This is a genomic window from Streptomyces sp. NBC_01012 (assembly GCF_045162755.1).
Classification (GTDB): Bacteria; Actinomycetota; Actinomycetes; order Streptomycetales; family Streptomycetaceae; genus Streptomyces.
On record NZ_CP108688.1, the window covers coordinates 4,942,705 to 4,967,014 of the forward strand.

A 24,310-nucleotide genomic window follows, 5' to 3' on the forward strand; every position below is an offset into this window, starting at 1 on the left:
TGCCCCGAGGTACCCGCCGGGAAGGGTTTCCCGTACCCGCCTTCACTCCTTCTTCGGCTTGATGATCTCCCACTCCTGGTCGTCGGTGTTGGTGCATGCGGCGATGTTCAACGGAGTCTCGGTGCCGCCGTTCTGGCCCTCCACGGCCAGGCACGCGTTGTTGCTGGCGAAGTTGCGGATCCAGTAGTGACCGCTCTCCTGCTTCTCGACCCACCAGAGCTGGTTCTCCGCCGTCGTGCCGTCGCAGCCGCGCTCGTTGACAGGGGATCCGAGGGGGCGGGCTCCGAATCCCTCCAGGTTCATGCAGAGCCCGTCCGTGGCGTTCTGGATCTGGAAGAGGGGAACTGCGCCGGGGCCGCCCTTCGGGTACTTCACATCGAGGTGCCAGTACTCGTTGTCGCCCTCTTCGTGGCAGTTGGCCTGCTGGACGACCCCACCGACCTTGCCCATGCCCCTCCCGGGGATGTCGGCGCACATATGCGTGGTGGCGTTGCGCAGCATGACGTTCCTGGCGGGAACCACGCCGGGCTTTTTCGGGGCCTTGGCGTCCCCGCCGCCCCCGTCACCCTTCTTGGACTCCTCGACGGCCGGCTGCTCGGATGGGGCCGGAGGCGAATCGGCCGCGCTCGGCGGGGTCTCCGGGGTCGCGCTGGGACTGGGCGCGATCGTGGCGCCCGCCTGCGTCTGCTCGGTCGCAGTCGTCCGGACCTGCGGTTTGTACGCGATCCAGAGCATCACGAACGCGATCGCGAGAGCGACGAGAACACCGAAGAAGGTGGCCAGCCAGCGCGGCAGAAACCCACGCTGCACATACGTGCCGTCGACCTTCGTCGGATCGACCCCGGACCGCCGCACCGCCAGCGAGTACGGCCGCTCCTCCTTCGCCCCGAACCAGATGATCTTCTTGGGCTTGAGCGTCGTCTTCACGAACGCCGCACGGCCCGGCTCGATCTGCACATTCCCAGGACGCAGCTCGTACGACAGATGATCACCGTTGTCGCTACCCGCGATCGACGCCGTCACCTTCGTGTTACCGAGGTTGTCCACCGCCAGCCTCGGCCGGCCCCGGAACCGCCCCTTCACCGTTGGCGGCACCAACTCCGCCTGCACCTCGGAGAACGGGGTGATCGTCAGATTCCCCTCAGGCACCGTCACCGCGTCCGGGTGCTCCGTCGGCGTGATCCGCACCGCATACGGATTCGGACCCGCCGCCGCGTCCGGCGAACGCGGCGGTGCGAACTCCAACTCCACCGCCCCCGTCGTACCCGGATACAAGCGCAGAGTCTGCGGCTCGACCGTCATCCAGGGCGCCACATCCCCGAACGGCTCGAAGCGGTATTCGTCGACGACATCACCGGTATTACGCACCCGCAGTCGCACGCGCGTGCGACTGCCCGGGTCGACGGTGGCGGACGCGGGCTCCAGAGAGGTCCAAAGGATCACCAGGCGAGGCTATGCCCTCGGTCACGCCCTGTCAGGGGCGTCCAGGGCACACCTGGTTGCCCCGGAGGACGCCGCTGCTCGCAGCAGCTACCTGCGGCGGTGCAGGAACGCGCGACCGCGGCTCGGTCGATCTCCATGCGCTTCTCCCCGCGGCCCTGTCTTCTGTACCGCTTCTTCTGTACCGCCCCTTTTCCGACGCCCGAGGCCTGGCCGCGCTCACGGACCGCGAGCGCGAGGTCATGGCGTCCAGCCACGCCCGTACGGCGCCGGATGGCGCGGTGGTGAGGGGCAGTCACCACCGCGGGGGCGTCGGCAGCGGCAGGACGCTGAAGGACCGTCAGCGCAGGGACGCGGGCAGCTCCTCGCGGTGCACGATGCCGAGGCGCTGGGTGGCCCGGGTCAGTGCCACGTACAGGTCGCTCGTTCCGAACCTTCCGGGCTCCACGACCAGTACGTTGTCGAATTCGAGCCCCTTCGCCTCGCGTGGACCCAGCAGCACCACGGGGCGGGTGAGGTCGGGTTCGGCGCCCGGGGCGATCCCGTCGAGCGGTGCCGCGATCTCCTCGTGCAGCTCACGCGGCGCGATCACCGCGAGCCGGCCCTCGTCGGGTGTCAGCTCGTCGACGGCCCGTGCCACCGCGCCGGCCAGATCCGCGCCGGAGTCCCGCGTCCACGGGGTCTCGCCGGTGGAGCGCACCGAACCCGGCGGCTCGAAGGACGGGTCGTCGGCCCGTACGACCTTGGCCGCCAGCTCCATGATCTCGGCGGGCGTACGGTAGTTGACCCCCAGCCGTACATGCTCGAAACGGTCACCGACATACGGCTCCAGGATCCTCTCCCAGGAACCGATGCCCGCCTCCTCGGAGGTCTGCGCAGGGTCCCCGACCAGGGTCAGCGAGCGGGTCGGCGACCGGCGCATCAGCAGTCGCCAGGCCATCGGCGACAGCTCCTGCGCCTCGTCGACGATGATGTGCCCGAACGCCCAGGTCCGGTCGGCGGCGGCCCGCTCCGCCGCGCTGCGGTGATCGGCCTCCTCCTGGCGCTCCGCCATCCGCTCGGCGTCGATGATGTCGTGGGCGGCCAGGACCTCCGAGTCCTCCTCGTCCTCGAACTCGTACGTCTCCGAGCCCCGGGACAGATCCAGCACCCCCTGCGCGTAGGCGACCCGCTCCTGGCGCTCCGCCTCCGCGGCGGCCCGCTCGGCGCTGTCGTCGGAGCCGAGCAGCTCGGCCGCCTCGTCCAGGAGCGGCACATCGGCCGGCGTCCACTTCAGGTCGCCCGGGTCGCCCGGGTCGCCCGGGTCGCGCAGAGCACTTGGGGCGCCCGGGTCGCCCGGGTCGCCGGGAGCGCGCCGGATGGCCTCGGCGTCCTCGTCCGGCAGGTACACGGGCTCGGCCAGATAGTCGGCGAGGAACTCCTCGGGGTTGAGCAGCGGCCACAGCTCTCCGACAGCGGCGTGCACCTCCTCGCTCGCGGCGACGCCCTTGCCGAGCTGGGCCACATCGTCCGGGCCGAGGAAGTTCGGGCCGCCGTACGGATCCGCGCCGATGCGTTCGGTGAGCTGCTCGGTCAGGGCGTCGATGATGTGGAAGGTGAAGTACGGACGGGCGAGGTTGTGCGGCAGACGCGTCTCGCGGGCCGCCTGCCGTGCCTCGTAGGCGATCTCCCAGTCCAGGACGAGGTCCCCGTCGTCGTGCGGGACGACCAAGGGCGCACCGGGCTCAGGCAGTTGCTGCCGGTCGCGTACGGCGAGGGCGAGGGCCTCGGCCATGCCCGCGCCGCCCTTCACGGCCGCCGCTCGGGGCGTGTCCGTGGCGCGGGCGTGGACACCCGGGAAGAGCTCGGCCTGGGTGGCGAGCATGACGCCGGTCTCGCCGAGCGCGGGCAGCACCTCGCCGATGTAGCGCAGGAAGGCCGGGTTGGGGCCCACGACCAGGACCGCGCGCTTGGCCAGCAGCTCGCGGTGCTCGTACAGCAGGAACGCCGCCCGGTGCAGCGCGACCGCCGTCTTTCCGGTACCGGGACCGCCCTCGACGACGAGGACGCCACGGTGCGGAGCGCGGATGATGCGGTCCTGCTCGGCCTGGATGGTCCGCACGATGTCGCCCATGCGACCGGTACGGGCGGAGCTCAGCGCGGCGAGCAGCACGGCGTCACCGCTGGGGTCCTCGAAGCCGGTGCGCTCGCGGTCGCCCAGGTCGAGGATCTCGTCGTGCAGCTCGGTCACCGTGCGGCCCTCGGTGGTGAGGTGCCTGCGCCGGCGCAGCCCCATGGGCGTATGCCCGGTGGCGAGATAGAAGGGCCGTGCGACCGGTGCCCGCCAGTCGATCAGAAGGGGCGTGTGCGCGGTGTCGTCCTCACGAATTCCGATACGGCCGATATGGTGCGCGGCGCCGTCGCGAAGATCGATACGGCCGAAGCACAGCGAACCGTCCACCGCATTCAGGGCGGCCAGCAGCCCGGACCGCTCGGAGACGAGCACATCCCGTTCGAGCCGGGCCTGCAGGTTGTTCCCCACCGGGGTCAACGCGTCCTCGACACGGCGCGCGGTGATCCCGCGCAACGCGTCGACACGGTCGTAGAGCCGGTCGATGAATTCCTGTTCCTGTTGCAATTCGACGTTTTCGCGAGTTGACAAAATCGCTCCCTGCCGGATATGGTGTTTCTTAGTGGCCCCCGGTGAGGGGCCTTTTTCTATGGGCACACAGAACCACCCAATATACGCGAGGAAATCCCCGCTCCGCAATTCAGGAGCGGGGATTTCCTGTGCGCGACGTAGGCACCCCATGACGGGTGTACGCACGCACGCGGCCATGCCCATGACGGGTGTCATGCCGGCCCATGACACCCGTCATGGCGTCCGATGACAGGTCGCACTGCCCTGTGCCCCTTCCTGCCGGGAGGGTGGATGACATGAACGCAGTCATCGAAACCATCGGACTGAAACGGAGCTACCAGGACTTCGAAGCCGTACGCGGTATCGACTTCACGGTCGCCCGCGGTGAGCTCTTCGCCCTGCTGGGAACCAACGGGGCGGGCAAGACCTCCACGCTGGAACTCCTGGAGGGCCAGGACACCCCCAGCGGCGGCAGCGTCCGCGTCCTGGGCCACGACCCGTTCCGGGAGCGGTCGGCGGTGCGGCACCGCATCGGGGTGATGCTCCAGGAGGGCGGGTTCCCGCCGGAGCTGACGGTCCTGGAGACCGTGCGGATGTGGGCCGGCTGCACGAGCGGCGCCCGCCCTGCCGACGAGGCCCTCGCCCTGACCAACCTGTCCGACCGGCGCGCCGTGCGGGTCAAGCAGCTGTCCGGCGGCGAACGCCGCCGCCTCGATCTCGCGCTGGCCCTGCTCGGGCGGCCCGAGGTGCTGTTCCTCGACGAGCCGACGACGGGCCTGGACGCCCAGTCACGCCGGGACACCTGGGAGCTGATCCGCGAACTCAAGCTCCAGGGCACGACCGTGCTGCTGACCACGCACTACCTGGAAGAAGCCGAACAGCTCGCCGACCGCCTGGCGATCATGCACCAGGGGCGGATCGCCACCACAGGGCGCGTGGCCGACGTGGTGGCCGAACGGCCCTCCCGGATCACGTTCCGGCTGCCCCAGGACCGCTTCCTCGGGGAACTGCCACCGCTCGCACCGATGGGCGTGACCCGGCACACGACCGAGGGCGGGACCGTACGGCTGGAGACCCGGGACCTCCAGCGCACGGCCACCGAACTCCTCACCTGGGCCCACCGCACAGGCGTCGCACTGCATGCCCTCGACGCCCGTTCCGCCTCGCTGGAAGAGGCCTTCATGGAGATCGCCAGGACCCTGGAGAAGGAGGACTCACGATGACACCCCCCACGCCCGCCCCTACCCCCGCTCCCACTCCCGCCCCTACGTCACCCGTCCCCGCCGGCCCGCTGTTTGCCCCCGCCCCCGCCTCCGCACCCGTCCGCAGGGGCCCCACATCCACATCCCGCTCCCGGATGGCGGCTCTCGGCCGCGCGGAGCTGACGCTGCTGCTGCGCAGCAGGGCAGCCCTGTTCACCGCGCTCGTCCTGCCCGCCACCATGGCCTTCTCGATGCGCGGCCTGGTCAAGAGCCTCGACCTCGCCGGCACCGGCCTGTCGATCGCGACCGTCCTGCTGCCGGGGACCCTGGCCATGGCCCTGTTCTTCTCCATCTACACGAATCTGGTCGGCGTCTACGTCACCCGCCGCGAGAGCCTGGTGCTCAAGAGGCTGCGCACCGGCGAGGTGCGCGACGCCGAGATCCTCGCCGGCGGCGCGCTCCCGGCGGTCGTGCTTGCACTGGTCCAGTGCCTGCTGCTGGCCGTCGGACTGACGATGGTCCTGGACGCCCCGGCGCCCGCCGCCCCGCACTTGGCGCTCCTCGGGCTGCTGGGCGGCGTCGCGATGCTGGTCGCGCTGTCCGCGCTGACGGCCGCCTTCACGCGGACGGCGGAGAGCGCGCAGCTGACGTTCCTGCCGTTCATGCTGGTGACCATGGCCGGCTCCGGCCTCTTCCTGCCGCGCGAGGTGCTGCCGGGTGCTGCGGCCGACATCAGCGCCTGGCTGCCGTTCTCCCCGGTGATGGACCTCCTGCGAGGCGGCTGGACGGGCGACCTCGGCGGCATGGACCAGGTCCGCCTGCTGCTGGTCACCGCGGCCTGGACGACGGCGGCCATCCTGGGCGTACGGCACTGGTTCCGCTGGAGCCCCCGCCACTGAAAGGCGCGCTGTACTCCCTTGAAAGGCGCGCTGTACTCCCTGTTCACGACCCCGAAGAGGAGTGTACGTTTGTACATACTCACCCGGGGGCGGCGTCCGCCCGGCCGTGCACTCCTGAAAGAGCGCGTTACTGATGGACCTGGCCACACAGACACGTCGCCGCCGAACGGCACTGTGCTTCTTCTTCCTCGTACCAGGTCTGTCGATCTCCTCCTGGGTGACGCGCACGCCCGACATCAGGGATCAACTGGGCGCGTCGACCGCACAGATGGGCCTCGTGCTCTTCGGTCTCTCCGTCGGCTCCATGGTCGGCATCCTCAGCTCAGGAGCGCTGGTCGCACGGTTCGGTACCCGGCCGGTCATGGGCGTGGGCACCTCCCTGACGATCGCCGGCGCGGTGGTGATCGGCTGCGGCGCCCCGCTCTCCTCGGCCCCCACCGTCACCGCCGGGCTGTTCCTCTTCGGCGCCGGGATGGGCGGCGGGGAGGTGGCGGTCAACATCGACGGCGCCGAGGTCGAGCGGCTCACCGGCCGCACGGTCCTGCCCACCCTGCACGGCTTCTTCAGCCTCGGCACGGTCGTGGGAGCCGGCATCGGCATCCTGTGCACCGCCGTCGAGTTCCCGGTCCAATGGCACCTGACCGCCATGGCCGTCGTCGCGACGGGAATGTTCGTGTACGCCTTCCGCGCCATCCCCACCGGCGTCGGGAAGACCAGGACCGCCCCGGCCGACGGCAGCCCCGCCCCCGCCCGCCCCGCGGTCTGGAAGGACCGGCGCCTGCTGCTCATCGGCGGCATCATCCTCGCGATGGCACTGGCCGAGGGCGCCGCCAACGACTGGCTGCCCCTGCTCATGGTCGACGGCCACGGCGTCGACCCCGCCCTGGGCTCGGCCGTCTACGCGGGCTTCGCCGCCGCCATGACGCTCGGCCGCTTCGGTGGCGGCTTCTTCATCGACCGCTTCGGCCGCGCACCCGTCGTCCGGGCCAGCGCGCTGTCCGCTTCCCTCGGCCTCGCCCTCGTCATCTTCGCCGACTCACCGGTCCTGGCCGGCGCGGCGGTCCTCTTCTGGGGCCTCGGAGCCTCACTCGGCTTCCCCGTCGCCCTCTCGGCCGCCGGCGACTCGGGCCCCGACGCGGCGGCCCGCGTCAGCCTGGTCGCGATGATCGGTTACATCGCGTTCCTGGTCGGCCCGCCCTCGCTCGGCTTCCTCGGCGACCACTACGGGCTGCGGGCCGCCATGACCGTGGTCCTGGCGTCCGTAGCCGTAGCGGTACTCCTCGCTCCGGCCATCGGCCCCCGCCGCCCGACGGCGGCGGCACCCGCACCGCCAGGGGAAGTTACGGACCCGAAGACCACCACAAACCGGACAACCTCCCGTCCGTAACCTCCCCGCCCGCCCAGCCCGCCCAGCCCAGCCCGCCCAGCCCGCCCCGCCCGCCCAGCCCAGCCCGCCCTTCCGGCAGTTGCTCAGCTCGGTTTGATCGAGGCCAGCTGGACCAGTAGTTGCACCAGGCGGTAGGCCTCGCCGAAGTCGGCTGCCGTGAAGGCGACCGTACGGCCGCCCTCGGCGCGTGAGACGCCGGGCACCAGCGTCGCCAGGTCGACGGCGGCCGCACCGACGAGGTCCACCTCGACGGCGAGTGGCCCGGCGATGTCCAGCGGCGGGACCAGAGCGCGCCGTCCGATGGCCTCGGCCGCCGCGGCGCGCAGCCGCTCCCGGGCCACCTCGGGGTGCAGGGTGACGGCGGCGGCCGCCGCGATGGCCTCCTTGACCGCGACGGTGACCGCGGAAGGGGCCAGCTCACCGAACTCGGCGCAGGCGACGTCGTCACCGCTGAGCAGCAGGACCGGTACGCCCAGATGCCCGGCCATGGCGGTGTTGAGCCCGATCTCCCCGAGCGAACGCCCTGCCACGCGCACGTCCAGGATGTCCCCGCTCATGGTGTGCGCGATCACGCCCGGCCCTGCTCCAGCGCGGGCGTGGTAGCCCACGAGCAGGACGGCGTCGGTGTCCTCGTCGAGCCCTCCGAGCATGCCCAGGGGGCGCGGCTTGCCGCGTACCAGACGCGCCCGCCGGTCCATCTCCTCCGGCAGGAGATTACGGAACGGCCCGTGCGCATCGGCGACCCGGACGTCGGCACCGGGCTCGGCGTCCAGGACACCGGCGATGACGGCGTTGGCCTCGGCGGTCATCAACGCCCGGCCGCGCTCGTAGTCGTAGCGGTCGGGATTCGTCTCGGAGGTGTGCACGATCCCCGAGACGCCCTCCATGTCGACGGATATGAGTACGTTCATGGCCTTCGTTGCCTTCATGGAACGGGGAGCCTACGCGTGCACACGCCGCCCGGGCAGGGCCCGTACGGCCCTCAGACCGCGGCGGGGGAGGGGGCGGGGGCGGGTGCCGGGTCGTCCTCGGTGCTCCGGCGGGGGACCGGCTCCTGGCGGGCGATGCCGAACCCGGTGTAGCCGCAGATCACCGCGATGATCACGCCGAAGTAGTTGAGGAACGCGTACGGGGCGTACGCCATGGTCGCGACGCCCAGGGTGCCGGACATGTACGTGGCCGCCTCCGTCCACGGCACCAGGGGGACGAAGACCGTGCCGGAGTCCTCCAGGGTGCGCGACAGGTTCTTCGGGGCGAGGCCCCGCTCCGGGTAGACGTCCCGGAACGCCTGGCCCGGAACGATGATCGTCAGATACGAGACACCCATCGCCAGCGCTGTGCCCAGCGAGCTCAGCGAGGTGGCGAGGATGATCCCGCCCGTCCTGCGGACCTTGGCCAGCAGCCGGTGCATCAGGACGTCCAGGCACCCGGTCACGGTCAGGATGCCCGCGAAGGAGAAGCCGGCGAGGCCGATCAGCACGGTTGTCGCCATCGACGACATACCGCCCCGGTTGAGCAGTGTGCCGGCGGCCTCGGACAGGTGCTGCGGGTCGATGCCACCGTGACCGCTCAGCATCGACGAGGTGAAGCCGGTCGAGGCGGCGGAGCAGATCTGCTGGAGGGAGAAGCCCTGGACGATGCCGCCCAGGGCCCCGGCGACCGCCGACGAGGCGATGATCGTAGGCAGCGGCGGCTTCTTCATGACCGCGCCCAGGAGCACGATGAGGGGCGGCAGCAGGAGCAGCAAATTGAAGTGGAACCCCTGCTCCAGCACGTTCTGAAGGGCCTCGGTGCGCTGGGTGGCGTGCCCGTCGGCGTGCTGGGTGCGGCCAAGGACCAGATAGAGGACGCAGGCCAGCACCGCGGCCGGGCCCGTCGTGTAGAGGAGGTGCCGGATGTGCTCGAAGAGAGTCGAACCGGCCACTGCGGGGGCCAGGTTGGTGGTGTCCGACATCGGGGACATCTTGTCGCCGAAGTAGGCGCCGGAGATGATCGCGCCCGCGGTCATCGGCAGGGACACACCGAGTCCGCCCGCCACCCCGATAAGTGCGACACCGACGGTGCCGACGGCTCCCCACGACGTACCGGTCACCGTCGAGACGACCATGGTGATCAGGAACGCCAGCACCACGATCCACGACGGCTGGATGGACTTGAGACCCCAGTCGACGATCATCGGGATCGTGCCGCTCAGAGTCCAGGTGCCGATGAGCATGCCGATGGAGATGAGGATCAGCAGGGCGGGCATGGCGGCGTCGATCTTCGACCGTATGCCGGCGAGCATCTCGTCCCAGGTGACTCCGATCCACAGCGCGATGGCCCCGGCGACGACGCACGCCGCGATGAGGAGCACCACGGGGTCGAGGCCCAGCCACACGGTGCCCGTGATCATCAGCGCCAGCATCAGCACGACGGGAAGCGCGGCGACGAACAGCCCGGGGGTACGGCGCCCGCGCGGCGGCGCCACCACGGCGGAGGGGTCGGTCATGGGGTACTCCAGCGTCCGGCCTCCTGCGGGAGCCGGGCAGTTCGGTGGGGAGGGAGGAAGGGGGGGAAGGGGTGGGGAGGGGGAGAGGTGCGTGCCGGGGCAGGGGGCTGTACGGCGCGCGTCTTCAGGGCATGCGGGGGCTCGCGATGGCGGGCCTGCGGGGGTGCTGCTAGGGGTGTTGCGGGAGGTGCCGCCGGGGGTGTTGCCGGGGCCGGGGCGGCGTGGGAGTCCGGGAGTCCGGGAGAGTCAGCCGACGGTCGGCGTACCCGCAGCGGGGGTGGGGGTGATGGTGATGGTGCCGACAGTGGCAGTGGTGGCGGCCGAGGCGGTCATATGTACCCGTACGCGGTCGAGGTGAAGGTGCATCAGTGCGGCGGCGCGTTCGCCGTCGCCGTCCGCCACGGCGGCGGCGATCTCCTCGTGATCGTCCAGGGACCCGGCCGTGTGGGCGGCCGGAACGTCCAGCGGACTGCGCAGCAGGATGATCTGCTGCTGCACACGCCACAGTTGCTCCGCGATACGCGGACTGCGCGCGGTGTCGGTCAGGGTCCGGTGGAAGTCCAGATCCAGCCGGTGCACGAGGCGCCGCCCGCCCTGGATGGTCTTCCGTGCCCGGGCACAGGCCGCGTGCAGCGCCGCCACGCTCTTGTCGTCACGGCGCTCGGCGGCGAGCCGGACGGATGCCGCCTCCAGTGCCATACGGAGCTCGAACAGGGCCGCCACGTCGTCGGGTTCGGCGGCGAAGACCGTGGCACCCCGGTTGGGGGTGTGCACGAGCAGGCCCTCGCTGACGAGCTGGCGTACCGCCTCGCGCAGGGGGCCCCGGCTGGTACCGAGCTCCCGGGCGAGCACCACCTCGTTGATCCGGGTGCCGGGGTGCAGACGGCCGGTGAGTAGCCGCTCGCGCAACACCTCGGCGATCTGGACGCCAAGGCCGCGTTGCAGGGTCTCGCTCACGGGCACTGCCTCCTTCGATCGGCAAGGTGTTGACAGTCGTCAGTTCACAACCACGTTTCCGCAGCTGTCAAGGGGTGTCCAGGAAATCGCTTCCACATTCGACAGGCTCGGGAGCTAAGTGATAACTGTCGACAGTTGACTGAACCGGGTGGCTGAGCGAGTGGGTGGCCGGGCGACCGAGAGACCGAAAGGTGGACGTAACTGATGCACACCGTGCTGGCCGAGGTATGGCGAGGCGACTTCCTGGAGTCCGTGCACCACGGGACGGTCCTCGCGACCCGCCCGGACGGTTCCGAGGCCCTCCGGATCGGGGACGTCGACGCCCCGATGTACCCGCGCTCGTCCAACAAGCCCCTCCAGGCGCTCGGCATGCTGCGTGCCGGCCTCGACCTGGACGGCCCGCTCCTGGCGCTCGGCTGTGCCAGCCACTCCGGGGAGGACATCCACCTGGAGGGCGTACGGCAGATCCTGGCCCCGGCCGGTCTCGGTACGGACGCCCTGCGCTGCACCCCCGCCCTGCCGATTGGCGAGGACGCGCTGCGCGCGTACCTGGCGGGCGGCGGGCAGCCATCCCCGCTCACCATGAACTGCTCGGGCAAGCACGCCGCCATGCTCGCGACCTGCGTCACCAACGGCTGGGACACCGCCACCTACCTCGACCCCCGCCACCCGCTCCAGGTGCGGCTGCGCGAGACGCTGGAGGAAATGGCGGGCGAGAAGGTCACCACCACCGGCATCGACGGCTGCGGCGCCCCGCTGTTCGCCCTCAGCCTGCGCGGCCTCGCCCGGGCGTTCGGCCGGCTGGCCTCGGCCCCGGAGGGAAGCCTCGAACACCGGGTGGCACAGGCCATGAACACGTACCCGCGCTATGTCGGGGGGACCGGCCGCGACGTGACACGGCTCATGGGTGCCCTGCCGGGAGCCGTCGCCAAGGACGGCGCCGAAGGCGTCTACGCACTGGGCCTGCCGGATGGATCGGCCGTCTCCCTCAAGATCGCCGACGGCTCCCAGCGGTCCCGCCCCGTGGTGATGATCGCCGCCCTGCGCCACCTGGGGGTGGACGTGGACGCCGACGAGACCCTCACCGCGCTCGCCACGGCCCCGGTACTCGGCCACGGCCAGGCGGTGGGCGCGATCCGGCCGACGTTCTGACGGACGGACGGACGGACAGGGGAGGGGGGATGAGGGGATGGCGCCAGGTGGACCGGCCGACGCTTCTGCGGGCTGCGGGCTGCGGGCGCCTGAGTACGCCTACCTACGCCTTGAGCAGTAGCCGAGCCCATCCGCCGCGCTCTCCTCGCGCCTACCGTCCCCCGTATGCCCGAGGAGACCGCAACAGCGACCCAGCCCCCGTCCGGACCCGTGCTCCCGGCTCGCTCCCGGCCCCGGGGCCGGGCTTCCGCCCTCTGGGCCGTGGGATGCGGTTGCACCGCGCTCGTCGTACTCGTACTCGCCCTGTTCGTCCGCCTCGCATGGGGATCCTCGGACTTTCCCCGCGTCGCGCCGGAAGACGCGGCGGGCCGGGCCTTCCAGCGGTCCCAGGAGGCGTATGACGTCATGGGGTTCACGCGCACTGTGCGACCGGGAGTGGAGGACATCGGCGTCAGCACGGAGAACACGCTCGGCGCCGGCTCCTGCTACAGCGGAGGGCTGCTGAGCCTCGACGAGCCAGTCGCGGGCGCCTACCAGATGAGCCACCGCTGGGCGCTGAACCACGTACCCGCGAGCCAGGCCGTCCCCGGACTTCGCCGGCTGCATCAGCAACTCATGGACGACGGCTGGGATGTCACGTCCTACCGTGACGGCGAGAAGGACAACTGGGACCTGTTCGTCCAGCGGGACGACGGGGACGAGCGGATGTACTTCACCTGGTTTCCGGACCGCGAGTACTTCATGGGCAGCGCCACCGGTCCCTGTGCCTACGACCCAGGGTGGCAGGAGGGCGACACCGGCTCTGTCGACGACGGTCTGCGGCCGCCGACCCTCAGGCCCGCACGGCCGAGTTAGGAAGCAGGGGAGCGGGTGCTCCCGTGGTCTGCGAGCCGCGGCACGTCCGCCGCCGCCAGCCGGTGCCGGGCGTGGGCGGCGGCCTCCCGAGCGCCGAGTGCGCCCGCGTCCACGGTCAGTAGACGCCACGGGGACCGCGCGAGGAGACGGCGGGTCAGGTCTTCCTCGCGACGGAGGTGATCGGCGGCCGACTCGAGGTCGTGAACGGCCCGGGTGCCGGGGGAGCCGGCGAGTTTCGCCACGTACCAGTCGCCCCAGGCATCCCCTTCCCGCTCGACGGCGCGCCGCAGCGCCGTACCCGGGTCGTCGTGGACGTACACGACGGTGACCTGCACTGCGGGTTCGACGGCGCGGGCCAGCTCATCCATGACCTCGACGAGGGCGTCCTCGCTGTGGCCCCACGCCACGAGGGACGGGATGAAGGGGAGGAGGGCATCCGTCACGAGGTGGTCCCTGCCCTCCCTCAGCGACTCGGCGACGTAGGCCCGCGTGCACGCGACGAGCGTCGCGGGCCGGACCGAGCCGGCCCCGCCGGCGAACTCCTCCGCGACGGGGCGGAAGGCGGGCCGCGTCAGGATGTCCGGCTCCTCGAAGTGGTCGACCGACGCACCGAGACCGGTGAGCCACTCGGCGAGGGCGCGGCAGAGCGTGGACTTGCCGACGCCAGGGCTGTTGCCGATGACGGAGATGAGGTGAGCGGTCACGACGTCAGTCTCGCACCGGTGTGGGGGAGTTACGGACGGTCAATTGCGGCAAATCGGACTCGACGTGGTCCGTAACTCCCCCTGCGAGACCGGGCGACCGGGCGGGCGCGGGCGACCGGGCGCTCGCACGGCCGCGGCGCGGTCAGCCCATGGTCTTGGCGCCGTCGATCGACTCCCGGATGATGTCGGCATGACCGGCATGCTGAGCGGTCTCGGCGATGATGTGCATCAGCACCCGGCGCGCCGACCACCGTACGTCGCCCTCGAACCACGGCGCCTCGGGCAGCGGCTGGGTGGCGCCCAGGTCGGGCAGGGTGGCGACCAGTTCGTCGGTCCGGCGGGCCACCTCGGCGTAGTCGGCCAGCACACCCGCCAGTGTGTCGCCTGGCAGCATCCGGAACTGATCGGCCCGCCTGGCCCAGTCCTCCTCGGTCATCGCGGTGAAGTCGCTCTTGTCCGAGGGACCGTCCACGATGAAGGCCGCCCAGTTCCGCTCAGCCGAGGCGACGTGTTTGATGAGCCCTCCCAGACACAGGCTGCTCGCCGTGGGGCGCAGTCCGGCCTGCTCGTCGGTGAGGTCGCGGGTGGTGAGGCGGAGGAAACGCCGGTGCGTGGCCAGCATCTCCAGCAGATCGGCGCGCTCGCCGGTGACGGCGGCGGGGGCGGGGGCATGGGCATCGGATGCGTCGTGGATGGTCGTGTCGCTGACAGTCATGAGCTTGCTTTCTGTCGTTCCTGTTCCACCGGTCAGGGAACACGCTAGAAGCGATATAGGTCAGCTTCCGACCTGATTGGCCCCGCCCCACTCCACCCCGCCCCACCTCGTCGGCAGGCCAGGCGCGGGGCGGCGTAGTGCGGAGTGGGGTGTTACGGACGGTTGAATGCCGCAGAACGGCCGAATGTCTGTCCGTAACCTCACACCGACCCTGCGCCCGGACGGCGGCGAGGCCGGCTCTGCTGGTCGGGCTGCCCGCACGCGACGCGTCCGGCCCTCGCGGACAGCGCGCGCTCCGCCCAGACCGTCTTGCCCGGGCCGACGCGGTCACGGACGCCCCAACGGTCGGCCAGGGCGTCGACGAGCAATAGCCCTCGGCCGTGCTCCTCGTCGGGGGCGGGGCCGGCGGGGGCGGAATCGGCGGGGGCGGAGCCGATGCGGGAGGGCCGGGCCGGGTGGGTGTCGGACACCTCGATACGGATCAGGCCCAGGCTGTCGTCGTAGCGGAGGAGCAGGGCGAAGTCCCGGCCGGGCACACGGCCGTGCAGCACGGCGTTGGCGGCGAGTTCGGCTACGACGATCGTGACCGCGTCGTGGTCGTCCGTCTCGCGCGGGCACCCCCACTCGACGAGCTGGAGCGTGGAAAGCAGACGGGCGAGGCGGGCTCCGCGGCGGGTGGCGGAGAAGCGCTGGGCGAACACGCGCGCGGAGGTGGGGGGATGGGTGTGAGGGGCTGGCATGGGCATCAGCGTGCGAGGACGGTGAGGCCTCGCGGCAGGCACGGGACCGATACAGATCATCCTGTACTGGTTCACGCACTGGACTGGGAGTGTCACGATGCGTGACGATGGAGTCGGTGGTCAGGCACAGAGAGAGGCGGCCGCGCATGGCTTCGGACAACGGCGGTGGCGCTGGCGGGGGTGGCGGGAACTGCGGTGAGCCGGAACTGTCGGACAGCCTCAAGACGTTCGGGGCTGTACTCAAGGCGTTGCGTGACGAAGCTCGCCTGACACAGGAGCAGTTCGCGCCCTTGGTGCGGTACTCGGCGGCGTACATCGCGAAGATCGAGCAGGGCAAGCGCTTCCCGCCGAGGGATCTGCTGGAGCGCTCGGAGGAGGTGCTCGGCGGGTCGGCGGCCCGGGTGCTGGCGGCCGCGGCCAAGAGTCTTACGCGGAAGGTGGGGCTGGCGTCGTGGTTCCTGCAGTGGGCGGGGATCGAGGAGGAAGCGATCACGCTGTATGCGTATGAGTGCCGGGTGATTCCGGGCTTGTTGCAGCCGGAGCCGTACATCAGGGCGGTGTTCAACAGCAGGCTGCCGCCTTTGACGAATGAACAACTCGACACGCAGGTCGCCGCTCGGCTGGAGCGTCAACGCCTGCTCACGGCCAAGGAGAACACGGCCTTTGGCTTCATCATCGAGCAGGCGCTGATTGCACGGGACACCGGTGGTACTGACGTCACCCGCGCTCTCATCGACCACCTGCTGGGGATGGGGAGCCTGCGCAACGTAGAGATTCAGGTCATGCCTCTGCGGCAGACCGCGCACGCGGGGCTGGACGGTTCGATGTACGTGGCTGAGACGTCGGGGCATCAATGGATCGGGTATGTCGAGGGCCACGACACCAGCGCGCTCGCCACCCATGGGAATCAGGTCAGTTCCATGCTCCAGCGCTATGGCAAGATGCGCTCGCAGGCCCTCAGTGCCGAGGCGTCCGTCAGCCTGCTTGAGCAACTGCGAGGAGCGCTATGACCACCTCTGAACTCGCCTGGTTCAAGAGTAGTTACAGCGGTACCGGCGGCGACAACTGCGTCGAGATCGCCGTACGCCCCCAGGCTGTACTGGTCCGGGACTCGAAGGACACGCAGCGGCAAGCGCTGAAGGTCTCCCTCGACGCGTGGTCAGCGTTCACGGCGCTCGCTGCCGACGTACGCCGCTGAGTAGCAGCTCAGCCAGCAGCGCGAGGTCCGCCCGGTCCGTCTCGCGGCATGGGACGCGGACTCGTCGGACGGCGGTGACACCGCCGTCCAGCACGGGGCGAGGCGAGGCAAGGAAGAGGATCGCTTCGAGGAAGGCCGTGAGCGCGTACGTAGGGCAGCCCCGGCCGTGTCGCCACGGTCCGGCGGCTGATCTTCGACGGCCCAGGTGACGACGGCCGCGAAGGACGCGGCCGCGCGGTCGACCGCATCGTCGCCTCCGTGAGCCGGACGGACCTGCCCGTCACCCCGCCGACACCGCCTTGGGCAGTGCGGGCGGAGAGGTGAGTGCCGCCACGGCAGTGGTATCGGACGCGACGCGACAAGCCTGGTTGTCGTCGACGGAGAGACGAAGGGGGCTGGCGCGAGCCCTTCGAACGAGACGTTCGCCGCCTCTGGAGAAGCTACTTGATCTTCGCGGCGATGGTCCGGACGAACTCGGGGAGCACGTCATCCCGCCAGACGAAAGGTGCTGAGGCCGAAACGCCCTCGAAGACCGCGCTGCTCTGTCCGCCCACGGTGAACAGCACCGGGCCCTTGCGGCAGTTCCAACTTCCTTCGTTGAGGCCGGTGATGACGCAGTGATCCGCGCCGCTCGCACCCTGGCCGGTATTGGTTCCTGCCGCAACGCGATCTTGGTAGCCGGCGATCAACTTGGGGTCGGCCACGGCCTCGATGCGGACCCAGAACTGGGTGGCGGCGTAGGTCTCGCCCGGAAGACGCATGCTGTATAGGCATTGGCCGGACTCGGCGCTGTCGCTCTTCTTCCAGGAAGAGTTCGCAGCGAACTCCGTGATCGACAAAGCATTGATCCGGCGGCTCTCCTGTTTGATCTCCTTGGCGTCAGGGAGGATCGCCTCGACCTCCCCCTGATCCACGAACGAGCAGGCGTCCGGCCACCGATTCGCGGCCAGGATCGCCCCACCCTTGGCTTCAGGAAGGTTGGCAGTCGCATCCCGGGGGGCTGCCTTGCCTATCGCGACGTCACCGTCGGACGGCATGTACGCAGCGATCAACAGCACCAGCAGGACGACATTCGACGCCACGAGGGTGAGCACGAGGGCTCTCTTCTTCCACATGGCGGCCGATTCTCCCCGAGGGCGAGCTGATCATCGACCGTATCTGGAATCCGCTCCACCCAGGCGTCCCGCTGTCGGGAGAACCCAGACACAGCGGAGGGAAAGACGGGCCGACGGTTCCGGTGCAAGGCCAGAGCCGCCGGAGAGGCTGGAGCGCCATGAGCACCATAGCGCTGACCTGGTTCAAGAGCAGTTGCAACGGCGGCGGCAGCTGCGTCGAGTTCGTCTTCGGCCCCGGGGCGGTGCCGGCCGGGATCCGAAGGATGCGCAGAAGTACGCGCCGACTGTCTCTCCTCGATCACGGTCAGCGTGTCCAGGGCTGGTCGCCGTCTCGCGCGACAAGACGGCTGTTGGTGCAGCGGCTGCCTCGGCGTCTCCCTGTGGGGGCGGTTCAGGCAGGCATCGTGAGAAAGGATTCAAAGGGTTCGGAGTCGCATCTGTTCCTCAACTGGGCAGATGCGAGAGGAAGTCTCCGGAGTCGCCCCTTCCTCTCTTTGGCCGGTGCTGCGGCCGTGGCACTCCTATTCTGAGTCCGTCAGGTCAACTGCGTGACATAGGAGCGCCGATGGAGACCGGTCAGCTGCTTGCGGGTCGGTATGAGCTGATCAAAAGGCTCGGCCGCGGTGGTATGGGCGAGGTGTGGGCGGGGCGGGACCGCGATCTGCACCGTGATGTCGCGCTCAAACTCCTGGTCCTCGATGGTGATGCCCTTCCGGATCTCCCGAAACGGTTCGACCGCGAGGCGGTGGCAGCAGCACAGGTCAATCATCCGAACGTGGTTGCTCTCTACGACCGGGGCATCCACGAGGACGTTCTCTTCATCGTCATGGAGAAGGTCGACGGAATTACGCTCACGGAACGCATCCGCCAGGAGCAGCAGATGAGCGCCCGCCGCGCCCTCGCGATAGCCACCGACATCTGCGCTGCACTCATCGCAGCGCACAGATCCGGGGTCATCCACTACGACATCAAGCCCCACAACGTGATGCTCACCGTGGAGCAGCAGGTGAAGGTGGTCGACTTCGGGATCGCAGGGTTCGTCCAGGCTGCTTTCTCCGTCGCCCGGTCGTCTCAACTGGCTCCGGCCGGAACTCCGGAATACGGTGCGCCGGAACAGTTCCTCTCCGAACGAGGAGACGAACGCTCGGACCTGTACGCGCTGGGCGGAGTCCTCTTCGCCCTGCTGACCGGCAGGGCTCCATTTACCGGTCACAGCGCGATGGCGGTCATGCGGAGAAAGCTCGACACGAACGCACCCCGGCTGGACACGCTGCGCCCGGACCTGCCGGCTGAAGTGACCTCGCTCGTCGCTGAACTCCTGGACCGCTTCCCTGAACGGCGTCCGGGATCGGCGCGACTTGTACATGAGCGCCTGAGCCGCGCCACCGCAGTCCTTGACACTTTTGGGGCGGGCCAGTCCCAGCCCACGTTGCCGGCCCGTGACGTACAGATTCATGAGCCGACGGCACCGGGCCCTGAACCTGCACCGGAAGCAGGCCACCGACGTCGGTTACTCCGGAAGCCCTGGCCCGTCGTGGCCGCCGGAGCACTGGCGCTGGCGGTCCTAGGTGGCCTGTTCGGCACGTACAGGTGGACGCAGACGCAGTACTACATCGGCACGAAGGACACGCATGTCGCGCTGTACCGCGGGATTGACCTGGACCTGCCCTGGATCTCGCTCTCGGAGGTGGAGTCGGACCACCCCGAGATCCCACTCGTGCATCTGCCTGTCTATCTGCAGCGGCAAGTCAGGGCGACCATCGAGGAGAAGGGGCTTCCCGAGGCCCGTATGAAGATCAGCGCGCTTGCCGAGCAGGCCGCCGCGTGCAAAAAGCGGGCGACGCAGGACGCCGACGGAACGCCGGAGCTGTCGGATGAAGAGGAGCTGTACGCCCTGCAGTGCGGCGCAGAGTGAACGGTCACGAGCGCCGAGCACTACGTAGATACGTGACTTGACCTGCGGAAACTCGACGACAAGTTGAGTCAACGTGTGCTACGACGATCGTGACCGCGTCGTGGTCGTCCGTCTCGCGCGGGCACCCCCACTCGACAAACTGGTGCGTGGAAAGCAGACGGGCGAGGCGGGCTCTGCGGCGGGTGGCGGACAAGCGCTGGGCGAACACGCGCGCGGAGGTGGGGGATGGGTGTGAGGGGCTGGCATGGGCATCAGCGTGCGGGGACGGGACCGATACACATCGCCCTGTACTGGTTCACGCACTGGACTGAGGGTGTCACTATGCGTAACGATGGGAGTCGGTGGTCAGGCACAGAGAGAGGCGGCCGCGCATGGCTTCGGACAACGGCGGTGGCGCTGGCGGGGTCGGGGCGAACTGCGGTGAGCCGGAGTTGTCGGACAGCCTCAAGACGTTCGGGGCTGTACTCAAGGCGTTGCGTGACGAAGCTCGCCTGACACAGGAGCAGTTCGCGACCTTGGTGCAGTACTCGGCGGCGTACATCGCGAAGATCGAGCAGGGCAAGCGCTTCCCGCCGAGGGATCTGCTGGAGCGATCGGAGGAGGTGCTCGGCGGGTCGGCGGCCCGGGTACTGGCGGCTGCGGCGCGGAGCCTGACGCGGAAGGTGGGGCTGGCGTCGTGGTTCCTGCAGTGGGCGGGGATCGAGGAGGACGCGGTTTCGCTCTTCTCGTACGAGTCCAGCGTGATCCCAGGTCTGTTGCAACCTGAGCCGTACATCCGCGCCCTCTTCGAGCGCCGCCTCCCGCCACTGGCGGAGGAGCAGTTCGAGCACCAGGTCACAGCCAGGCTGGAGCGTCAGCGACTTCTGACTGAGCGGCCGAACACCACGTTCAGCTTCATCATCGAACAGGCGTTGCTGGAACGCCGGATGGGCGGAGGGGAGGTCGCACGGGCCCTCTTCGACCACCTGCTCACGGTGAGTCGTTTCCGGAACGTGGAGATTCAGGCCGTACCGCTCCTCCAGGAGGATCATTCAGGTTTCGAAGGTCCTCTTTCCTTGGCCGAGACATCGGAGAACCGGTGGGTGGGATACGTCGAGGCACACGACAGCAGCATGCTGATCACCGACGCGAAAGCCGCAAGCGCGATGCTTCAGCGCTATGGCAAGATGCGCTCGCAGGCTCTGAGCCACCAAGCCACCACGGGTCTGCTGGAGCAGATGCGAGGAGCGCTATGAGCACCACTGAACTTGCTTGGTTCAAGAGCAGCTACAGCGGTGGCGGCGGGGGCAACTGCGTCGAGATCGCCTTCGGCCCGGCGGCCGTACTGGTCAGGGACTCGAAGGACACACTGAGGCGCGGGCTGACGGTCTCTCCGGGCGCCTGGTCGGCATTCGCGGTCCTCGCTGCCGGCTCGCACCTCTGAGGGGCAGAGGAGGGCGCAGGTTCACTCGGTGACCATGGGAGACGGCTCCCTACCTCACCGATTCGGAGGGTCCACAGTCGAGATAGAACTCGTTGCCCTCGATGTCCTGCATCACGATGCAGGATTCGTTCTCGCCGCCGGCGGTCGGTGTCGACCGGGGTGCGGTGCTGGCCGAGAGCGGAAAAGCCGTCCGGTGCGAGCTGTCGGCCGATTCCGAAGCACCCTGTCGAAGGCTGCTGAGAGCCGAAGCCGTACTGGCGATGTACCGCCGGGACGCGGGGACGATTCCGTTGTTGGAAGGCCACTCCGGCAGGATGCTCGAGGAACCCGCCACGGATCTCATCGCGGACCTTCTGCACTGGGTCGCTTTGCGTGGTGGAGACCCGGACGACCTGTTGGACAGGGCTCAGATGCATTTCGAAGCGGAGGCGACATGACTCGGTTGATGCCGCGCTCCGAGGCCTCGTCAGGGTCCAACACGATGCGCGGGGTCACTCGGGCGAGCTGGGAAATGGTACCGCCTCAAATAGTTCGCCTGCCAAGCAGGGTCGGTGGTATGTCCGTGACGATCTCGGGTTCGCGATTTCCGTGATAGCAGAAATGCAACTCAGTTCGAGCTCGCATGCACAGGACGTGGAACTGCTCCCGGGCTACCGCGCTTGTGGGGTCGTCTGTGTAGTTATCCAGGTCCGGTACGAAGACGATGTCGAATTCGATCCCCTTCATGCTGGCGACGTTTACTACATGAGTCCTGTGTGTTGAAAAGTTGACAGTTCGGCGGTTCATGTCATCGGAGACGTAGGACTGGACCGAGGAATGGAGGCCCAACCCGGACAGCTGTCGGTGGATTTCGCGCTGGAGCTCAGTGGTCCTGCAGATGATACCGATGCTGCATTCAGGGCGACTGGTGATGTACTGAGCGAGTTGCGGGACAAAAGGACGCTCCGAGGAACAGTGCATCAGGTGGGGAATTTCGCCGTGACGGTTCGGGAATTCACCGTTCGCAGTCTTCGTGTCCACTCGGAACAGATCGGCAAGAAGAGCGATCTCGCGTGAGGTGCGGTGATTCGTGCGCAACAGAAGAGTTTTCTCATCGATGTCAAGCTCATTTTCGATGTCGACGAGGGTAGTCTGTCTCTCTTCGATGCTGCGGCTTCCGTCAGCGAACACAGTGACATTATTCTCGAGGATGGCGCATAGCTCGTAGAACTGGCTCGGAAGATTCTGTCCCTCATCGATGACCAGACTCTCGAGCGGCTCCGGTGGGTTTCGCAGGCACGCGATCTGCATCCGGTGCCAGTCGTAACTCCACTCGTCTGTGCCGTCGTTCGGTGGGTCCTCCTGAAAGTTCTTGTTCCAGAAGTTGCTCAGCCACCGATGGAAGGTGGTGATGCGGAACCCACCGGACAAGCGGTCCGAGAGCTGTGCTGTGTACTGACTGAGGAGATTCGAGCGAGTGATGAGGGTGGTGCTTCGGCCGGCGGTGGCCTGCATCCATGCCCTGTAGACGGCCATGACGGTCTTGCCGGAACCCAGGGGTCCGGTGATCAAGTGGTTTCCGTCAAAGGGCAGTTTGATGACCTCGTACTGATCTGGCGTCAACTCGAGCAGGCCGGGAAAGTTCATTGCGCCTCGACGGCTGCTGCTGATTCCTCGAACGCGGCCTGAATCACCGATTGGAAGAACCCACTTACTTGGCCGTCACCGATTAGAAGAGTGCGATCGAGCAGCGTGTTCCCAATTTCGCAGCACGTCTCGGGGAGCAGTGTGCACGCATGGCAGGCCGCCCTGTTGAGGTTTGCGAGGGAGCGGCCGGTGGAGTCGGCGCACAGCGGATCCTGTGAACACCACTGGGCCGACTCGAGAAGTCGAACCAGTGTGTCCGTCAGGTGTGGGGGCAACCCTTGGCGGACCAGGCCGCCCAGGGTCCCCTCCGAGTCCCCGGCTGCTGTGTAAATGAATATGCCGGCCTGCGGCGGATTTCGACTCCCGGCCGGATGGCTTCTGGCATAGACCCGTTCACGGAGAGACGCCGCGTTGTATCCGCTGTCGTACGAGAGCTGGCGGATGAACTGATGCGCCAGTGTGTGCAGCATGACGAATCTGGGCAGCAGTCGGGGACCTGTCTTCTCTCGCAGGCGTTCGATCTGGAAAGAAGCCTCAAGGTTCCCCTCGATCCCCTCGACCCAGCGGAGAACCGCCGGCGAGGATTCCCATTCGCTGAGCGCGTCCTCGTTGAACGAGATGAAAATTCCTTCGCCGTACGACTCCACGGCGGGCAACCACTGCGCTCGGGCAACGGGATTGACCGAAACGAGACGTTCGCGTCCCTCCGACTCGTAACGGGAAAATCCTTCGAGCGCCCTGACTTCACGAATTCTGTCCGCCACCACAATTTTGTGGACGCGATGGTGGAGCAGCACGAGGGATGTCGGGTCGTCCACCTGCGCCCCCACTCCCACCTGCCTGATGCTGAAGTCGGTCGTGGAGTCCTCCTCGGATTCCGATGAGGAGAAGGCCGCCCATTCGGCGATGCTGAGATCTTCTACTGCAGCATCGACGACTGGGCTCGCCGTGGCATCGAGCGTGTGCGCCCGGCGCAATCCGTCGACGAACTCTACGGGTACGTCGCATTTTCTTGCGATGTGCTTGACGATCACCTCCGTGGCGGGTGCGTCTCCCGTCTCGATCAGCTCTTCCCACAACCCATGATTCATGACTCGCTGGGCTGATTCATTATCCGCTTCAAGGTCCGGTGGGGAGGGGATCTCAATAGCAGAATGAATCAGTGGAAAATATACATTGGATGCGCCGCGTTGGACTGCACGTGGCGTCTCCTCGCAGTCGTCGTGCTCATCGTCGGAGGTCTGCCAGGGCTGGCTCCCCGAGCAACGTGCCCCCACCTTCTTCAGTGTGTACTTCTGGCTGATTCCTTCGAGTGTCCGATATGAGGCGCAGGTAATACACGACACCTTCAGGGCGTCGAGGCCGGACGAGTCGGGGGTGGCGATGAACTTGAGGCTCTTCGTCCGGCACTGACGTTGATCGTGGCTTTCGGCGCGTGAATGTGCCCATCGCTGCCAGTCGACATCGGCCATGTGGCCGGCCCTGCAGACCTGAATGAAACGCATGGGGGCCAACTGGGGGGCGTTCGAGCACCGGCCACACTTTGGGGTCTTGTCCCTCTGCTCCGCCTCGGGACGCCAAAGGGTCATCATCCTGCACTTCGGGCAGAACAGCCAACGAGGGAAACGCACATAGCCAGGACCGCGACGGGACACGTACTGGGCCTTTCCGGACGGGATCACAGCAGCCGCACGGAATCCCCTTACTCCCAGCTTCCGTGCCAGCCGTGGGGAGTTCACCGGATCGCCCAGGTTGCCCCAACTTCGGATGTCGGCGGCAACGAACGACTCACCTTGCAAGTCGATGATGCCGCCGACGCCGAACGGCGACACAGTTTGTGCCCTGCGGACCTTCCGCCTGATGTCCTTCATCCG

General features: G+C 68.3%; 22 protein-coding genes. 11 read left to right on the forward strand and 11 right to left on the reverse strand.

What is annotated here, in order from left to right; all coding sequences use genetic code 11:
- Positions 1–42: 42 nt before the first annotated feature.
- Positions 43–1,443 (reverse strand): RICIN domain-containing protein, encoded by a 1,401-nt coding sequence (locus tag OG623_RS22265; protein ID WP_406148696.1) that lies wholly within the window; start codon positions 1,441–1,443, stop codon positions 43–45.
- Positions 1,444–1,780: 337 nt separating this feature from the next.
- Complete coding sequence (locus OG623_RS22270; protein WP_406151958.1) at positions 1,781–4,057, reverse strand: HelD family protein; 2,277 nt, start codon at positions 4,055–4,057, stop codon at positions 1,781–1,783.
- Positions 4,058–4,356: 299 nt separating this feature from the next.
- On the opposite strand from OG623_RS22270, the gene OG623_RS22275 reads away from it, so the two are divergent.
- The 3 genes from OG623_RS22275 (at position 4,357) to OG623_RS22285 (ending at position 7,548) form a co-directional block, all read left to right on the forward strand.
- The gene (locus OG623_RS22275) at positions 4,357–5,283 is read left to right on the forward strand and encodes an ABC transporter ATP-binding protein (RefSeq protein ID WP_406148697.1); all 927 of its coding nucleotides are present in this window, start codon (positions 4,357–4,359) and stop codon (positions 5,281–5,283) included.
- Entirely contained in the window at positions 5,280–6,161 is an 882-nt protein-coding gene (locus OG623_RS22280) for an ABC transporter permease (RefSeq protein ID WP_406148699.1), read from the forward strand. The genes OG623_RS22275 and OG623_RS22280 overlap by 4 nt, the downstream gene beginning before the upstream one ends.
- A gap of 133 nt (positions 6,162–6,294) precedes the next feature.
- The gene (locus tag OG623_RS22285) at positions 6,295–7,548 is read left to right on the forward strand and encodes an MFS transporter (protein ID WP_406148700.1); all 1,254 of its coding nucleotides are present in this window, start codon (positions 6,295–6,297) and stop codon (positions 7,546–7,548) included.
- An 83-nt stretch (positions 7,549–7,631) separates the two neighbouring features.
- Here OG623_RS22285 and OG623_RS22290 read toward each other — a convergent pair whose 3' ends face one another.
- The 3 genes from OG623_RS22290 to OG623_RS22300 form a co-directional block, all read right to left on the reverse strand.
- The gene (locus tag OG623_RS22290; RefSeq protein WP_406148701.1) at positions 7,632–8,477 is read right to left on the reverse strand and encodes a M55 family metallopeptidase; all 846 of its coding nucleotides are present in this window, start codon (positions 8,475–8,477) and stop codon (positions 7,632–7,634) included.
- A gap of 53 nt (positions 8,478–8,530) precedes the next feature.
- Positions 8,531–10,036: a Na+/H+ antiporter NhaC gene (nhaC, locus tag OG623_RS22295; protein ID WP_406148703.1), complete on the reverse strand. Its 1,506-nt coding sequence runs from the start codon at positions 10,034–10,036 to the stop codon at positions 8,531–8,533.
- 246 nt (positions 10,037–10,282) lie between these two features.
- Positions 10,283–10,993, reverse strand: a complete 711-nt coding sequence (locus OG623_RS22300; RefSeq protein ID WP_406148704.1) for a GntR family transcriptional regulator — start codon at positions 10,991–10,993, stop codon at positions 10,283–10,285.
- A 204-nt stretch (positions 10,994–11,197) separates the two neighbouring features.
- On the opposite strand from OG623_RS22300, the gene OG623_RS22305 reads away from it, so the two are divergent.
- Together OG623_RS22305 and OG623_RS22310 are read left to right on the forward strand one after the other, a co-directional pair.
- On the forward strand, positions 11,198–12,145 hold the full coding sequence (locus tag OG623_RS22305; RefSeq protein WP_406148705.1) for an asparaginase: 948 nt from the start codon (positions 11,198–11,200) through the stop codon (positions 12,143–12,145).
- Between the two features lie 165 nt (positions 12,146–12,310).
- Entirely contained in the window at positions 12,311–13,000 is a 690-nt protein-coding gene (locus OG623_RS22310; protein ID WP_406148706.1) for a hypothetical protein, read from the forward strand.
- On the opposite strand, the gene OG623_RS22315 is transcribed toward OG623_RS22310, so the two are convergent.
- From OG623_RS22315 to OG623_RS22325, 3 genes are all read right to left on the reverse strand, one after another.
- Positions 12,997–13,704, reverse strand: coding sequence for a hypothetical protein (locus OG623_RS22315; RefSeq protein ID WP_406148708.1), 708 nt, complete (start codon positions 13,702–13,704; stop codon positions 12,997–12,999). The genes OG623_RS22310 and OG623_RS22315 overlap by 4 nt on opposite strands.
- A 142-nt stretch (positions 13,705–13,846) precedes the next feature.
- Positions 13,847–14,419: a DinB family protein gene (locus OG623_RS22320; RefSeq protein WP_406148710.1), complete on the reverse strand. Its 573-nt coding sequence runs from the start codon at positions 14,417–14,419 to the stop codon at positions 13,847–13,849.
- Positions 14,420–14,619: 200 nt separating this feature from the next.
- On the reverse strand, positions 14,620–15,159 hold the full coding sequence (locus OG623_RS22325) for an ATP-binding protein (protein WP_406148712.1): 540 nt from the start codon (positions 15,157–15,159) through the stop codon (positions 14,620–14,622).
- A gap of 146 nt (positions 15,160–15,305) precedes the next feature.
- Between OG623_RS22325 and OG623_RS22330 the strand changes: the two genes are divergently transcribed.
- Positions 15,306–16,169, forward strand: coding sequence for a helix-turn-helix domain-containing protein (locus tag OG623_RS22330; protein WP_406148713.1), 864 nt, complete (start codon positions 15,306–15,308; stop codon positions 16,167–16,169).
- Positions 16,166–16,357, forward strand: a complete 192-nt coding sequence (locus tag OG623_RS22335; RefSeq protein WP_406148715.1) for a DUF397 domain-containing protein — start codon at positions 16,166–16,168, stop codon at positions 16,355–16,357. The genes OG623_RS22330 and OG623_RS22335 overlap by 4 nt, the downstream gene beginning before the upstream one ends.
- Positions 16,358–16,797: 440 nt before the next feature.
- Here OG623_RS22335 and OG623_RS22340 read toward each other — a convergent pair whose 3' ends face one another.
- Entirely contained in the window at positions 16,798–17,451 is a 654-nt protein-coding gene (locus tag OG623_RS22340; protein WP_406148717.1) for a hypothetical protein, read from the reverse strand.
- Between the two features lie 586 nt (positions 17,452–18,037).
- Between OG623_RS22340 and OG623_RS22345 the strand changes: the two genes are divergently transcribed.
- The 4 genes from OG623_RS22345 (at position 18,038) to OG623_RS22360 (ending at position 21,247) form a co-directional block, all read left to right on the forward strand.
- The gene (locus OG623_RS22345; protein ID WP_406148719.1) at positions 18,038–19,387 is read left to right on the forward strand and encodes a serine/threonine-protein kinase; all 1,350 of its coding nucleotides are present in this window, start codon (positions 18,038–18,040) and stop codon (positions 19,385–19,387) included.
- Between the two features lie 371 nt (positions 19,388–19,758).
- On the forward strand, positions 19,759–20,622 hold the full coding sequence (locus tag OG623_RS22350; RefSeq protein ID WP_406148720.1) for a helix-turn-helix domain-containing protein: 864 nt from the start codon (positions 19,759–19,761) through the stop codon (positions 20,620–20,622).
- Complete coding sequence (locus OG623_RS22355) at positions 20,619–20,810, forward strand: DUF397 domain-containing protein (protein ID WP_406148721.1); 192 nt, start codon at positions 20,619–20,621, stop codon at positions 20,808–20,810. The genes OG623_RS22350 and OG623_RS22355 overlap by 4 nt, the downstream gene beginning before the upstream one ends.
- Positions 20,811–20,926: 116 nt before the next feature.
- On the forward strand, positions 20,927–21,247 hold the full coding sequence (locus OG623_RS22360) for a hypothetical protein (RefSeq protein ID WP_406148723.1): 321 nt from the start codon (positions 20,927–20,929) through the stop codon (positions 21,245–21,247).
- 85 nt (positions 21,248–21,332) lie between these two features.
- On the opposite strand, the gene OG623_RS22365 is transcribed toward OG623_RS22360, so the two are convergent.
- Positions 21,333–22,436 (reverse strand): hypothetical protein, encoded by a 1,104-nt coding sequence (locus OG623_RS22365; protein WP_406148725.1) that lies wholly within the window; start codon positions 22,434–22,436, stop codon positions 21,333–21,335.
- Positions 22,433–24,307 (reverse strand): DrmB family protein, encoded by a 1,875-nt coding sequence (gene drmB, locus OG623_RS22370; RefSeq protein WP_406148727.1) that lies wholly within the window; start codon positions 24,305–24,307, stop codon positions 22,433–22,435. The genes OG623_RS22365 and drmB overlap by 4 nt, the downstream gene beginning before the upstream one ends.
- Between the last annotated feature and the right edge of the window lie 3 nt (positions 24,308–24,310).

Bases quoted from the DNA above. Each gene is read 5' to 3' on its own strand.
- OG623_RS22275 (WP_406148697.1), top strand. From the start codon at position 4,357: ATGAACGCAGTCATCGAAACCATCGGACTGAAACGGAGCTACCAGGAC.
- OG623_RS22280 (WP_406148699.1), top strand. From the start codon at position 5,280: ATGACACCCCCCACGCCCGCCCCTACCCCCGCTCCCACTCCCGCCCCT.
- OG623_RS22285 (WP_406148700.1), top strand. From the start codon at position 6,295: ATGGACCTGGCCACACAGACACGTCGCCGCCGAACGGCACTGTGCTTC.
- OG623_RS22290 (WP_406148701.1), bottom strand. From the start codon at position 8,477: ATGAAGGCAACGAAGGCCATGAACGTACTCATATCCGTCGACATGGAG.
- nhaC (WP_406148703.1), bottom strand. From the start codon at position 10,036: ATGACCGACCCCTCCGCCGTGGTGGCGCCGCCGCGCGGGCGCCGTACC.
- OG623_RS22305 (WP_406148705.1), top strand. From the start codon at position 11,198: ATGCACACCGTGCTGGCCGAGGTATGGCGAGGCGACTTCCTGGAGTCC.
- OG623_RS22310 (WP_406148706.1), top strand. From the start codon at position 12,311: ATGCCCGAGGAGACCGCAACAGCGACCCAGCCCCCGTCCGGACCCGTG.
- OG623_RS22320 (WP_406148710.1), bottom strand. From the start codon at position 14,419: ATGACTGTCAGCGACACGACCATCCACGACGCATCCGATGCCCATGCC.
- OG623_RS22325 (WP_406148712.1), bottom strand. From the start codon at position 15,159: ATGCCAGCCCCTCACACCCATCCCCCCACCTCCGCGCGCGTGTTCGCC.
- OG623_RS22330 (WP_406148713.1), top strand. From the start codon at position 15,306: ATGGCTTCGGACAACGGCGGTGGCGCTGGCGGGGGTGGCGGGAACTGC.
- OG623_RS22335 (WP_406148715.1), top strand. From the start codon at position 16,166: ATGACCACCTCTGAACTCGCCTGGTTCAAGAGTAGTTACAGCGGTACC.
- OG623_RS22345 (WP_406148719.1), top strand. From the start codon at position 18,038: ATGGAGACCGGTCAGCTGCTTGCGGGTCGGTATGAGCTGATCAAAAGG.
- OG623_RS22350 (WP_406148720.1), top strand. From the start codon at position 19,759: ATGGCTTCGGACAACGGCGGTGGCGCTGGCGGGGTCGGGGCGAACTGC.
- OG623_RS22355 (WP_406148721.1), top strand. From the start codon at position 20,619: ATGAGCACCACTGAACTTGCTTGGTTCAAGAGCAGCTACAGCGGTGGC.
- OG623_RS22360 (WP_406148723.1), top strand. From the start codon at position 20,927: ATGCAGGATTCGTTCTCGCCGCCGGCGGTCGGTGTCGACCGGGGTGCG.
- OG623_RS22365 (WP_406148725.1), bottom strand. From the start codon at position 22,436: ATGAACTTTCCCGGCCTGCTCGAGTTGACGCCAGATCAGTACGAGGTC.
- drmB (WP_406148727.1), bottom strand. From the start codon at position 24,307: ATGAAGGACATCAGGCGGAAGGTCCGCAGGGCACAAACTGTGTCGCCG.